Raw genomic sequence first — 13,305 nt, 5'->3', positions numbered from 1 at the left:
CTCAGCCGAAATAGGCGGCGCGCACCTGATCGTTCTCGCGCAGGGTCTGTGCCGATCCCTCCGCGACGACGCGTCCTTGCGAAAGCACATAGCCTTGGTGGGCAATCGCAAGCGTCTGGCGAGCGTTTTGTTCCACAAGCAGTACAGTCATGCCAAGTTCGTTGATTTGCTGGATGACCTTGAAGTTCTCTTTCACGAAGAGCGGCGAAAGGCCCAGCGAAGGCTCGTCGATTACCAGCAGCCGTGGTTGTGCCATCAGGCCACGGCCGATCGACACCATGGCTTGTTCGCCTCCCGACATCGTGCCGGCCAACTGGTCCGATCGTTCGCGCAAGCGCGGGAAGATGTCGTAGACTCGGGCAGTGCGCTCGCGGATTTTTCCGGCATCGCTTTCCAGGAAGGCGCCAAGCGCGAGGTTCTCCGCTACCGTCATGCGAGGGAAAACTTTGCGCCCCTCCGGAATGCATGAGATGCCCCGCGCGATGATGTTGTGGGTTTTCTCGCCGGCCAGATCGGCGCCATCCCACAGTACGCGGCCCTGACGCGGCGGGGTCAGCCCCATGATCGCGCGGATCAGCGTGCTTTTCCCGGCGCCGTTGGCGCCCAGGATGCAGGTGACCTTGCCCGGCGGTACCTCGATCGAGACGTCGTGCAGAACGTTCACCTTATCGTAGCCCGTACTCAGGCCTTCCACGCGCAGTGTGTTCGCGCTCATGCCGCTTCCTCCCCGAGATAGGCGGTCTGTACGTCGGGATCGGCGGTGATCTCGGCGTACGTGCCTTCGGCAATCTTCTTGCCGTAGTTCAACACGATGCAACGATCGGTAATGCGCTCGATTACGTTCATCTCGTGTTCAATCAGCACTACGGAGAGATCGCTCATCTTGCTGCGCACCTGCAAGATATCGTCCATCAGTTCGTGGGTCTCGTCATGTGTCATGCCAGCTGAAGGCTCGTCGAGCAGCAGTAGGCGTGGGCGACTCATCAGCGCACGGCAGACTTCGATACGCCGCCGATCGATCATCGTGAACGTCTCCACCGGTTCGAACAGCCGTCCCACCAGGGGCGGACTGAATATGGCTAATAGTTCGCGCACCGCTTCCACGTAGCGTTCGTATTCAGCGCGAAACGCCCTGCGGCGGAACAGGTTGAACACCAGCCCATGGCCCATGTGCTGGTAGTCCCCGATCACGATATTGTCGAAAACGGTCAGCGGTAGCGAGAGGCGCGAGCGCTGGAATGTCCGAGCCACGCCGCTGCGGTAGATGTCCTGGGGTGTCTTGCCGATGACCTCCTCGCCGTCGTAGAGGATCGTGCCAGCGCTGGCCTTGTATAGCCCGGTCAGCACATTGAAGAAGGTGGTCTTCCCCGATCCGTTGGGGCCCAGCAGGCCCAGGACCTCGCCACGGTGGATGTCGAGCTGCAGGTTGTCCAGCGCGGTCAGGCCGCCAAAACGCATCGTGAGGTTGCGTACCTCGATCATGGCATCGCTCATTTGGCGTCCTTTTGCGGAAAGAACAGTCGGGTCTTGCGTGGCAACAGTCCCTCCGGTCGGAACAGCAGAATCGCGATCACCAGTGCTGCATAGAACAGGAAGCGGTATTCCTGGATAAACTGCAGCTTCTCGGGCAGCACCAGCACGATGATGGCCGCCGGAATCAATCCCACTACGTTGCCAAGCCCGCCAAGAATGACAATTGACAGCATCAGCAACGAGTCCGCGAACGTGAAGTTGTTCGGTGCAACGAAGGCTGTGACCATGCCGTACACGCTGCCGGCCACGCCTGCAAAGAAATTGCCCAGCATGAATGCGATGACTTTCCAGCGTGCAATATGCAGGCCGAACGTGGCTGCGGCGGTTTCGTCGGTACGCACCACATCCATCGCCAGCCCCACCCAGGAGCGCTCAAGTGCCTTGACCACGACGAACGTGCCTCCGCAAATTACCAGGCTCAGCAATGCATAGCTCGCGTAGAACGACACGTCCACACCGAACACCGTCACGCCTTCGTTGAACTGGAGTCCGAACAGTGTCATACCGGGAACCTGCAGCCCTTGCGGGCCGCCCAGCACATCGTTCACTTCCAGGAATGTCTTGAACAGGATGCCGAATGCGATCGTGACCAGTGCTGCATAGTGACCGCGCGTGCGAAGCACCGGCGCAATCAGCAGCGAACCGATAACGGCGGCGGCAATGCCGGACAGCACGATCACCAGGATGGGTGGGATTGGCGTGTGTGCCGCCAGTACGGCCGTCGTATACGCACCGATGCCGAAAAACGCCGCGCCAGCGAAGTTCGACACCCCCGAGAAGCCGAACTGCACGGTCAGGCCCAGGCAGGCTGTGGTGTACAACAGCACGGCGCACAGCATAAGCAGCACGAAATGACTTTCGTGGAACAGTACGATCAGCGCTAGCGTGCCACCGACGGCCCACAGGCGCGAGAGCCCGGGTCGCCTGGCAGCGGCGTCTTCCACGGAGGCCGTCAGCTTCAACCGGCGCGCGACGACAACCGCCGCCACTGCGAGCGCGAGCAGCACCGCCACGGCCACCTGCGACTCCGCATGCAGGAACAGGTAAAGATATGCCACGATGGCGACGGCGGCGACACCGAGCACGACGGCCGAGCTGCGCCGTGGCGCGGATGCGCCGACTGGCAGCGTGGAGGGCGATTTCGAGAGGTTGTCAGACACGTTCACTGGCTTTCTCCGCAATGAGTCCGGTCGGTTTCCATGCCATCAAGATGATGACGACGGCGAACGCGAATACGTCCCTGTAGGCGCTTGGGATGTCTGGCACCAGTGCCGGCAGCATCGCGCTGCCCAGCACCTGCAGCGCGGCGAAGAGAAATCCGCCCAGAATGGCCCCGTATAAGTTGCCCAGGCCGCCGAGGATGGCGGCCGCAAAGCCGATCACGCCAAGCAGCAGCCCCACGTTGAAGTTGATCTCGTTGTAGTAGAGGCCGTTCATCACACCGGCTAACGCGGCCATGGCCGATCCCAGAGCGAACGTAACCAGCACCACCACTTCAAAGTTGATGCCCATCAGCCGCGCGGTCTCGCCATCCTGCGCCACGGCGCGGATGGCCATTCCGAAGCGGGTACGGGTGATCAGCAGATGCACGCCGATGATGATGGCTACGCCGGTGGCGAGCAGGATCAGGTTATCGGCGCGCATTGTCAGCGCGCCGAAGGCCAGTTCCGTGGTCGGCAGCAACGCCGGAAACGGCTTGGGGTTCGAACCGTCGGGATAAAACAGCCGCACGGCTTCGCGCAGCACCGTGCCCAGCATCAGCGTGGCCAGCAGCGTGTTCAGCGGCGGCGCACGACGCAGCGGCAGGATCAGGAACCGGGCGATACCGGCGCCGAGCAGCCCGGTCACCAACACCGCGCACAGTACGATGGCCAGCAGTTGCAACCATGGCGAATCCACGTGCATCGCCACCACGCCGAGCGAAGCGGCCAAACCGGCGAACGCGCCAACCATCAGCACATCGCCGTGAGAGAATTTGATCACGTCAAGCACGCCGAAGAACAGCGTGAAGCCCACCGCCACCATGGCGTAGATCATGCCGAGCATCAGCCCGTTAAAGACGTACTGCCCCAATACACTCATCGGTATCCTCCGAATGCCCAGACAAGGCCGAACCCGGTCGCCATCGCGCCCGCAGCCCGGTCGCCGTGCTTACAGACCGGACAGCTTCTTCTTGCCCTTGGCGTAGCTGCTGTCTTCCCAGATCACCCACTTGCCGTCGTCGACGACATACTTGGTGATCAGTGGCACCACGTTCTGGCCATGGTCGTCGAAGGTGACCTTACCGATGACGGTGTCCACGTCCTTGGTGCCATTGAGGGTGTCTCGGACCTTCTTGCGGTCTGGGCCGACCTTCTCGACGGCGTCCATGATCAGGTTAGCTGCGGCAAATGCGAAGGGACCGTATGCTTCGGGTGGCTCGCTGTACTTCTGCTGCGTATAGCGCTCCATGAAGAGTTGGCCACCGGCGAGCTTTTCCACCGGCGCGCCTTCGATGAACGCGAGGGATCCTTCGGAGAGCGGCTTTCCCACCCCTTCGATGTAGGCATCGGACTTGATGCCGGACGTGCCCTCGAACTGGGCCTTGATACCGAGCTTTTCCATCTGCGTACGGATACGCACACCCAGCGGCGTCAGGCCACCGAAATAGACCACATCTGGCTTCATTTCGCGGATCTTCGTCAGCTCCGTCGTGAAGTCCTGCTGGTCAGCGGTGACGCCGAACGTGCCGACGATGGTGCCGCCGTCCTTTTTCAGGAATTCACTGAAATACTTGTTGTGGCCCTTGCCGTAGTCGGTAGTGTCATGGATGATGGCCCACTTCTTGTAGCCCAGGCTGGTCATGAATTTGGCGGCCACTTCGCTCTGGTTGATCATCGTGCCGTTGACGCGATGGATCTCCTTGAACTTGTTGCCGTACGTTACCTCGGGCAGCACGGCGCCCCACACCACGGCGGGGATGCCGAAGCGGTTGTAGACGCCCACGGTGCCCATGGCCACGGCCGAGCAGAAGTGCGTCACGCCGGCCACAATGGATTTGTCCGCGGCAATCTTCGTGGCTACCTGCACGCCCACATTGGGCCGGCACTCGTCATCCTGTACCACCAGTTCATAGGTGTACTTGGCCTTGGGGTCGGCATTGCGCAGACGTACGGCCAGGTCCGCCGAGTTGCGTCCGCCCAGCCCGATCGACGACACGCCGCCCGTAAGCGGACCCACGAAAGCGATCTTGACCACTTCCTTGGCCTGCGCGGGTGCTGACATCACGACCAATGCCGTTGCGGCAGCAGCCATAGCGGCCGCCCCTGCAGTGTTTTTCTTGAGCACTCTCTTTCCCCCTCATGCGTGAACATCTGGATGGGCCACCGGCCCGGCGTGGAAGACCAGAACTGATGCGCGGGCGTCCGTCGTTGCCCGCTATGCGTGCAAGACATCTGCACAAAATTCAAGTCCCTTGAATGCTATGCAATAGATATGCCACGCTTCAACGAGCGATAACCCCTAGTACTAACGGGGGAGGAGGCGCAAGGGAGGGCTTATGCTGCAGTGCGATTCGCCTTAGCGGAGCATTGCACGCACGAAAGCGGTGCTTGAACGCGTCAGCCGAAGTGGCCCGTCGGATCCCGCGCTCCAGATCAAACCGGTCTGCGCAATGCTTGTGGCCTTAAACCAAGCCATACCGATACCGTTCTATGAGCGCAAATCAGCCGGGCGCCGAAATGAAGGTAACTAATTGAGCGCGGCGCTGACCGGGCAGCTGAAAGGGCGGGGCGGCGCCGCATCCATGCAGGAGAAAGAGTTATTTGGCCGTTCGCAGCTTAGCGAGCGGCCTGCTAGAACGCTCGGTCGAGGGGCGTGACGCGGGCGTCGCCGTCAAGTGTTGCTCGTCAGCGACCCCTGAAAGACATCAGGTATGGGATGGCGTTTTCGAGGTCTTCAGGGAAGCAGTAGCGGCTTTGATTGAGCCGGTCCCGACGAAATAGATGCTAGCGCTCTGGATACGGAGCGCCTCGATGACCAGCCGCAGAGCAGGAGACATCTGCCGCCGGCTGGCGTAGTAGATGTGATAGCCGGGTAACGTCGGCCACCAGTCCTCAAGACCCCATGTGTGGGCAGCCTAAGGTCGATACAGTGGTGCGCAGTCAGATCCTGCGGGCTGGCGGGAAGCAGCTTTCCTCGCAGGTAGTCGGGCGATGCAGCCACCGCCATGCAAAGATCGGGAGCGATGCGGACAGCGACCATGTCCTTGTCCACGCGGTTCCCGCTGCGAACTCCGGCGTCGAAACGTTGCGCGGCAATGTCGGTCATTGCGTAGTCGACACTGCACTCGATATGGATATCAGGGTACTGCTCCCACAAAGGCAGCAGCTTCGGGCAAGCGACGCGAGTCCGGCTTCAATTTCGCTAAGCCGCGGTGCCAGCACGCTTAGCAGCCGCTCGCCCGCGTCGCACGCGCTCCAACTCGAAGAAGGCTCGTGCTGATCGCGTACGCAGCGCGAAGACGTCTACAAAAAACGTGGGCCGTGGAACCCGCGCCCTGGACGTTCATGGCGTCTGGTCAATGGATCCGATGCCAGGAAGGGACGTTGGGTTAGGTGGTGCTGCCCCTTTCTGGTCGGTCTCAGCGATTTGCCACGTGACGGACACTGATGACGAAAGTCAAGTGGACTTTCTCAGAGATACTCTACATTCCCATCGACGCTGATGGCTTGCCCGGACACGTTCCGTGCAGCGGGCGATGCCAGAAACAGCGTCATGGCCGCGATGTCTTCCACGGTCACCATACGGCGTAACGAGATCTTCTGCAAATACTGCTCGCGCATCGCCTCGAACGAGATACCGAGCGATTTCGCTCTCGCTGCGATGACGCGGTCCATACGTTCGCCTTGCACAACGCCAGGCAGGATGGCGTTGACGCGTACGTTGCTGGGTCCGAGTTCGATGGCGAGTGATTTCATCATCCCGACAATTGCCCATTTCGTTGCGGCATAGGGCGTGCGGTAAGCGTAGCCGAGCCGTCCCGCCACGGACGACATCGCGATGATGCTGGGGCAGTCCGAGGTCTGCTTCATTAACGGGACGGCCCCGCGTACAAAGTTGAACTGGCTGTGCAGATTCGTCGCGACAGTTCGTTCCCAATCCTGTGGGTCGATGGTTTCGACGCCACCGGTCGGTCCAGCAATTCCTGCATTGTTCACTAGAACATCAATACCGCCCAGCCTATCGGCCGCATCGACGACGATGCTGGCGACAGCTTCCCGAACACCAACGTCTGCCACGCCAGTGTGCAACGTGCGATTCTTCTCTTTCAGCGATTCGAGCGCGGCACCGTCGACGTCGCAGACGTAGACGGCGGCCTCGGCTTGTAGAAAGGCTTCGGCGATGCCGGCACCAATGCCGGAGCCGCCACCCGTAATCAGCACACGCAGACCAGGGCGCGGCCGTAGTAATGCCAGTGCGTTCATTCGTGTCTCCTTATGTCGTGCGGCGCGCATCAGAGCGTCATGCCACCGGACGCTTCGATGACTGCCCCATTGATGTAGCTTGCGTCATTGCTGGCAAGGAAGGCGTAGATACTCGCGATCTCCTCCGGCTTTCCTAGCCGGCGCAAGGGTACCTGATTGCGCATCTTTTCCAGTACCTCGCCGGGCACTGTCGAAAGGATTGGCGTTTCGATGAAGCCCGGTGCGACGGCGTTCACGCGGATTCCCTTTGGCCCCAGTTCGCGACTCCATGTTTTGGTGAAGCCGATGACGCCAAACTTTGCGGCTGCGTAGTTCGTCTGGCCGAAATTCCCGTAGACACCAACGACGGAACTGGCATTTAGAATGACGCCTGACCCCCGCTCCACCATGCCGTCCACCACCGCTTGCGTGACATGGAACACGCTGCGGAGATTTACGTCGATGACGTCGTCGAACTGCTGGGTCGTCATTTTCTGAAACCTGGCATCACGTGTAATGCCGGCGTTGTTCACCAGAATGTCCACGCGCCCGAATTGGCCGACTACCTCGGCAACCATACCGGACACGGCGGTGGTATTCGCCACGTCCACGCCAAATCCAACTGCGGTCGCGCCATCTTCCCGGCAAGCTGCGACCACCGCGCTCACGGCTTCTTGCTTGAGGTCGCATAGGGCGACTATGGCGCCTTCCTGCGCAAATTTGCGCGCCGTTGCCGCGCCGATGCCCTGTGCCGCCCCCGTAATGATCGCGACCTTTCCTGCGAGTTTCATGATTGTCTCTCTTTCGTACCGCTTGCTATGTGTCAGACGTTAGCCTTCGTAATCGGACGTGTCCCGGCGCTTCTCAATTCCGCCGTCGCGTCGCTCGAAGCCACGGGCTGCTCTTCGTGACGGATGGCACGTGCAAGCATCGGAATCATGACAAGACCCAGTACTGCAGCAGCCAAGATCACGTAGAAGCCGGTCGAACTCCTGCCAGATGCTGTCTCGGCGAGGCCAAACAGATAGGGACCGACAAATCCGCCGAGCAATCCGATGGTATTGATGAACGCCAGGCCAGCTGCTGCCTGTACGCCGTGCAGACGCTTCATGGCAATGGACCAGTAAGACGGCAACACGCCGCCGCCGAAGAACCCTGCCGCCGCTAGTAGCGCAATTTGTGCACCTTCGTTAGTTGTCGAAATGAAGGTGAGTGCGGCCACTACTAGACCTGTCGTCAGGATGCCGAGGTAGGCGCAATCATTACGCATCCGGCTGTGGATGCGCGGCAGAAGCAAGACGCCAGCGAAGAAGCCGAAGCCTACGCTGCTCGACAGGATGGCGATCAGCACCGAGGATTTGACGTGCATCTGGGACACAATGGAGGGCGTGAAGAAGTACAGCCCCACAAACGCGATCTGGTTCAGGAAATAAATCAGACTGATGCAGATCGTGGTGGGTCTCTTGAGCGCTGACACCCAGTCACCAGAGAACAGATGGGCGTGACCATGCGCGTCGATCACGGCATGTGCCTCCAGCGAGCGGCTTTCTTCGGGCGTCAGCCATTTCACGTCCGTTGGGCGATCCGGCAGGATGAAATAGAGGATACAACCAATCACCACGGTAGGCAGTCCTTCAAGCAGGAACATCCATTGCCAGCCATGCAGCCCGGCCAGTCCGTCCAGTTGCATGAGACCGATGCCGATGGGGTTGCCGATGATGAGCGCCAGCGCGGGCGCCGTATAGATCCAGCCTACCGCAACCGCGCGATCCTTCGGCGCGAACCACAGCGTAACCATATACATCAGCGCAGGAAAAAGGCCCGCTTCGGCGATCCCGAGCAGCACACGCAACGCATAGAACGACCATTCGCCTTGGACGAACATCATGCCGGCAGATAGTGCGCCCCATGTTACGGCGATGCGCGCGATCCAGCGGCGCGGCCCGATCCGATGCGCAATGAGGTTGCTGGGCACTTCCAGCAATGCATAGCCCAAGAAGAAGATGCCTGCGCCCAGCCCGTAGGCGGCAGCGCTGATACCGAGATCTGCTGCCAGGTGTGCCTTGGCAAGCGCCACGTTGGTGCGGTCGATGAACGACAGGAAGTAAATCCCGCACAAGATTGGGATGAGGCGCAGCATAGCCTTGCGCGTAGCCTGCGAATGCAGGCTATCGGCGGCGCGCGCAGCGGTGTTCGTTGTCATGAGTGGTCTCCGGTGTAGATCCCATGGCTCTTGTTGTTATGGCCGGATGCCTGTTGCTGACTTTCGGCCTTGCGCATGGGACGATCGAAATGAAGCGGGGTTGCTAGAACGAAACGTTCTTACTGCCCTTGAGGCCCAACATTTGCCGCGCCTCCGCTGGCGTGGCGACCTCGAAGGAAAGTTCTTCAAGAATTCGCCGGATCTTGCGAACCTGTTCCGCGTTGCTCTTGGCCTTCACGCCCCTGGACAGGTACACGCTGTCTTCCAGGCCCACGCGAACGTTTCCTCCCAAGATAGCGCCCATGGTGACCAGCGGCATCTGGTGGCGGCCTGCGCCGAGGATCGAGAAGTGATAGTTCTCCCGACCGAAGAGCCTGTCGGCCGTGGCGCGCATAACGGACAGGTTCTCCGGGTCGGCGCCGATGCCGCCCAGGATGCCGAACACTGACTGGATGAAGAACGGCGGCTTGATCAGGCCCGCGTCGATGAAGTATGCGAGATTGTAAAGGTGACCCACGTCGTAACACTCGAGTTCGAAGCGGGTGCCGTGATCACGGAATTCAGTCAGGATGTTCTTGATGTCCCGGAACGTGTTGCGGAAGATCATGTCCTCCATGCCTTCGACATACTCCTTCTCCCAGTCGAAGCGCCACGAAGACATCTTCTCTGCAATCGGATGCAGGGAGAAGTTCATCGAGCCCATGTTCAGCGAGCACATTTCCGGGCGTGCGAATCGCGCATAGGCCAGGCGCTCGTCAAGTGACATACGGGTGCTGCCGCCGGTGGAAATGTTGATCACCGCGTCGGTCTCACGCGCGATGTCGGGCACGAACTCCCGGAAGACCTCGGGTTTCGGAGTCGGTCTGCCGTCCGAGGGATCGCGCGCGTGCAGATGGAGGATAGCGGCGCCTGCCTCAGCCGCTTCCAGCGCTTGCGCACGGATCTCTGCAGGCGTGATGGGGAGGTATTCCGACATCGACGGTACATGTGCCGAACCCGTTACGGCGCACGAGATGATGACTTTGCGGTTGCTACTCAATGCTTGTCTCCAGTGTCCTTCCGGGCTGCGCCGGTCCGCGCTTACCCGAATCTTGTGACACTGATAGTAGTGAGATAGGATGCTCCGTGTAAGGTCATTTTCGGACAAGAGGGGGTCCTTGCCGGACAAAACTGGAAAAACGCCGTGTCGTCGAAACTATCGTTACCCAACGAGCGCGTACATGCGCCGTACAAAATTGCGGCATTGGTCGAGGTGCTCGCCGAGCAAGGCATCGATCCCGCCCAGAGCCTGAAAGGCTCTGGTATTGAACCGGATGAAATTTACGATGCCGCCGTGCTGACCTCGGTGCGTCAGTACGCTACGGTCTGCAGCAATGCCGTGGCCTTGTCTTCCGATCCCGCGACACCTTTCAGGACAGGTTCCCGGCTGCACCTATCTGCCTACGGGATGTACGGATACGCGTTGATGTCCTGCCTGTCGCTGCGGGACTATTTCCGGCTCGGGGTTAAATATCACCGTCTGGCAACACCCACGCTTACCATCGCCTGGACGGAGTATTCGGACCGGGGCGTATGGACCTTTCCGGATGCCTTTACCTCGAACCAATCCCGCGAAGTCCAGCAGTTTCTGCTAGAACAGCAGTTCACACAGCATGTCACGCATCTGCAGGATGTCGCGGGGAAAAGCTGCCCGCCCGTGCAGGCGAATTTCTCCTATCCGGCGCCGCGCTACGCTGCAATTTACGAAGAATACTTGTGCTGCCCATGTGCCTTCGACCAGGAGACTTGCGAACTCATTTATGACAGCTCGATCCTGGACCACAAGCCGCAACTCGCACACCTGCATACAGCGGCACTACTGCAGGAAACCTGCGACCGGCTGATCGGGCAAGCGAAGACGTCGATCGGTGCATCGGGAGAGGTCTACCAGTTCCTGATGCGAAACCCCGGAGAGTTCCCGTCGATGGAGGCAGTTGCCAGCGCGTTCAACATGACGAGCCGGACATTGCGTCGACGGCTCGATGCGGAGGGCACTTCCTTCGTCACCATCGTCGACGACGTCCGGCGCTCGCTTGCGACGGAATACCTGAGGACGACGAAGATGAGCGGCGACGATATAGCGATGTTGCTCGGCTTCAGCGACACCGCGAATTTCCGCCGCGCGCTCAAGCGCTGGACTGGAAAAAGCTTGACCGAGCTTCGCGCGCTCTAGAAGGGCGTCGGTGCCGTTGCCGGAGACAGGCGATGGCCGGCGCTCCGACTAGGGAGTATTCGCTGGACGCTTTTCCAAAGGCTTCAGGACCTGACCGATTCGGGCGGCACACTCACTAATAAACGACGCGACGCGAAAACTGCCCTCGTCAACATCGCCCCGGTTCAACAGGCCAGCCCACGCTGGTACTCGGATAGCAGTCGGCGGCACTCTTAACCTTCTGATCAGGAGGATGGTTCCCTTGGCTGGTCCGGTTGGGTCACTCCGTTATGCCATGCGTCCAACCGGGGACGTTTACGAAATAGCGCAGCGCTTTGCCGGCACCATGCCCCCGCATTTGCCCGCTGGCGACCATCGCCGAAAGATCGCGAGTGGCGGTTGCTTTTGAAACCCCGGTCATCTTCATGTACTTCTCAGCGTTCAGCCCTCCCAGGAAGCCACCATCGCCGTCGTCCAGTAGTCGCTGCAGCACTTTGCGTTGCCGTTCATGAAGAGCGATACCTTCCTGTTTTTCCCAAAATCGCCGCTTTTCGATCGCCTGGTCGATGACCTGATTGGCGGCATGACAGGCCGCAGTGCTTTGCCGGGCAAACCACTGTACCCATGCCGTGACGTCGGTCTGGCTGCGCTGGGCTTGGTTCAGGGCGTCATAGTAGGCCGCACGTGACGCGAGCAACTGTCGCGAAAGACTGTATAGCCGCACCGGTTGCCGCAAGTGCTGCGCCACGGCCATGTCTGCAATCGCGCGGCCGATACGGCCATTCCCGTCCTCAAAAGGGTGAATAGTTTCGAACCACAGGTGAGCAATGGCAGCGCGAGCCAAGCCGTCGATAGGCTTGCCTCGAACCGACATCGCCGATGTCGCGTTCGGCGAGGTGTCGGCAAACCAGAGGAGAAATCGCTCCATTTGCATCGACACGTCTTTCGAGGGTGGCGCCTCGTAGTGCACGACTTCGCGTCCCGGTCGACCGCTCACTATTTGCATGGGATCCACGTGGTCTCGATAGCGCCCGACCGCAATTCGGTGGATGCCGGATGTGCCGCCAGGAAATAGGGCAGACTGCCACCGACACAAACGGTCTTCGTCCAAAGGCGTATCAATCGCCGAGGTGGCGTCACAAATGACATCCACCAGACCGTCGACGCTACGGTTAAATGGCCCGGACGTTGCCAAGCCCAACCTCCTCATGACCGACGAACGGACGGCATCGAGCGGTAGACGCTCCCCTTCAATAGCGGCTGTCGCCAGCACCTCGTCGGACAGTGCATCCAACGCGACCTCACTCGTCCTGCCAAGGCCGAGTGTTGTGGCCTTGCCTTCCAGGAGGCCATACGTGCGATAGGCTTCAGCTAGGTCAGAGGCAGTCTGGTGAGCGTCATAGGCGAGGGCGTCTTCGGGCCAATCTGCCCGCCGCCAGATCCACGGGGAAGAAGTATCCATGAGCCGCATATTCTCACATACGGCTCAATCTATGAGTCGAATTCCGAAAGATCCAGACTACAGACGCTCAAAAAATGCCTAGATATTAACTTTTGGGCGTTCGTTGGCACGAAGAAAGCGTTTGGATTTGCTTCTACGCCGGTGGGGCGCTCCGTTACCCCATCACATATTCCGTTGGTTCCTTCGATGCGAAGAGAGGATGGTTTCGTATCGCCTGTTCGAGGTCCGACTGATTATTCATCGCTGTCGCTTTGCGCGATGGGCCGAACTCGGCAATCGGCAGCGTGAAAGAGATCTCGCTGCAGGAACTCCTGCTACAGCGTTAGAAAGGCGCGCGCGGCTGGAACATGAGCGGCGTAGCGGGACTTGCTGCGCGCTCGTATTGTTGACTGCAACGCAAGTCATATTCGCAGCCTGGCGGCTTTATCGTCGTGAGAGTCGAAGTCAGACTTCGGGCTTGGCCTGGGCGACG

General features: G+C 60.0%; 12 protein-coding genes. 1 reads left to right on the top strand and 11 read right to left on the bottom strand.

What is annotated here, in order from left to right; all coding sequences use genetic code 11:
• Position 1: 1 nt before the first annotated feature.
• From EV147_RS19850 to EV147_RS19805, 10 genes are all read right to left on the bottom strand, one after another.
• Complete coding sequence (locus EV147_RS19850) at positions 2 to 715, bottom strand: ABC transporter ATP-binding protein (protein WP_130392938.1); 714 nt, start codon at positions 713 to 715, stop codon at positions 2 to 4.
• On the bottom strand, positions 712 to 1,494 hold the full coding sequence (locus EV147_RS19845) for an ABC transporter ATP-binding protein (RefSeq protein ID WP_130392937.1): 783 nt from the start codon (positions 1,492 to 1,494) through the stop codon (positions 712 to 714). Before EV147_RS19845 ends, EV147_RS19850 begins: the two co-directional genes overlap by 4 nt.
• The gene (locus EV147_RS19840) at positions 1,491 to 2,699 is read right to left on the bottom strand and encodes a branched-chain amino acid ABC transporter permease (protein WP_130392936.1); all 1,209 of its coding nucleotides are present in this window, start codon (positions 2,697 to 2,699) and stop codon (positions 1,491 to 1,493) included. Before EV147_RS19840 ends, EV147_RS19845 begins: the two co-directional genes overlap by 4 nt.
• Positions 2,686 to 3,615, bottom strand: coding sequence for a branched-chain amino acid ABC transporter permease (locus tag EV147_RS19835; protein WP_130392935.1), 930 nt, complete (start codon positions 3,613 to 3,615; stop codon positions 2,686 to 2,688). Before EV147_RS19835 ends, EV147_RS19840 begins: the two co-directional genes overlap by 14 nt.
• Positions 3,616 to 3,684: 69 nt before the next feature.
• Positions 3,685 to 4,860: a branched-chain amino acid ABC transporter substrate-binding protein gene (locus tag EV147_RS19830; protein ID WP_130392934.1), complete on the bottom strand. Its 1,176-nt coding sequence runs from the start codon at positions 4,858 to 4,860 to the stop codon at positions 3,685 to 3,687.
• A 609-nt stretch (positions 4,861 to 5,469) separates the two neighbouring features.
• The gene (locus EV147_RS19825) at positions 5,470 to 5,841 is read right to left on the bottom strand and encodes a type 2 periplasmic-binding domain-containing protein (protein WP_328591134.1); all 372 of its coding nucleotides are present in this window, start codon (positions 5,839 to 5,841) and stop codon (positions 5,470 to 5,472) included.
• Positions 5,842 to 6,206: 365 nt separating this feature from the next.
• Positions 6,207 to 6,998 carry an SDR family oxidoreductase gene (locus tag EV147_RS19820; RefSeq protein ID WP_130392933.1) on the bottom strand — a complete coding sequence of 264 codons (792 nt, stop codon included), beginning with the start codon at positions 6,996 to 6,998 and terminating at the stop codon, positions 6,207 to 6,209.
• A 29-nt stretch (positions 6,999 to 7,027) separates the two neighbouring features.
• Positions 7,028 to 7,768 (bottom strand): beta-ketoacyl-ACP reductase, encoded by a 741-nt coding sequence (locus tag EV147_RS19815; protein ID WP_130392932.1) that lies wholly within the window; start codon positions 7,766 to 7,768, stop codon positions 7,028 to 7,030.
• Positions 7,769 to 7,800: 32 nt separating this feature from the next.
• Positions 7,801 to 9,180 (bottom strand): MFS transporter, encoded by a 1,380-nt coding sequence (locus EV147_RS19810; RefSeq protein WP_235844843.1) that lies wholly within the window; start codon positions 9,178 to 9,180, stop codon positions 7,801 to 7,803.
• A 103-nt stretch (positions 9,181 to 9,283) separates the two neighbouring features.
• Positions 9,284 to 10,219 carry a BKACE family enzyme gene (locus tag EV147_RS19805; RefSeq protein ID WP_130392931.1) on the bottom strand — a complete coding sequence of 312 codons (936 nt, stop codon included), beginning with the start codon at positions 10,217 to 10,219 and terminating at the stop codon, positions 9,284 to 9,286.
• A 144-nt stretch (positions 10,220 to 10,363) separates the two neighbouring features.
• Here EV147_RS19805 and EV147_RS19800 point away from each other — a divergent pair, with 144 nt between their 5' ends.
• Positions 10,364 to 11,392, top strand: a complete 1,029-nt coding sequence (locus EV147_RS19800; protein ID WP_130392930.1) for an AraC family transcriptional regulator — start codon at positions 10,364 to 10,366, stop codon at positions 11,390 to 11,392.
• A 259-nt stretch (positions 11,393 to 11,651) separates the two neighbouring features.
• Here EV147_RS19800 and EV147_RS19795 read toward each other — a convergent pair whose 3' ends face one another.
• Entirely contained in the window at positions 11,652 to 12,833 is a 1,182-nt protein-coding gene (locus tag EV147_RS19795; RefSeq protein ID WP_235844842.1) for a Fic family protein, read from the bottom strand.
• Between the last annotated feature and the right edge of the window lie 472 nt (positions 12,834 to 13,305).

The sequence above is a fragment of the Cupriavidus agavae genome (assembly GCF_004217045.1).
Lineage (GTDB): Bacteria > Pseudomonadota > Gammaproteobacteria > Burkholderiales > Burkholderiaceae > Cupriavidus > Cupriavidus agavae.
The sequence above is the reverse complement of the archived record's forward strand: the minus strand, read 5'-3'. Positions and strand labels throughout refer to the sequence as shown.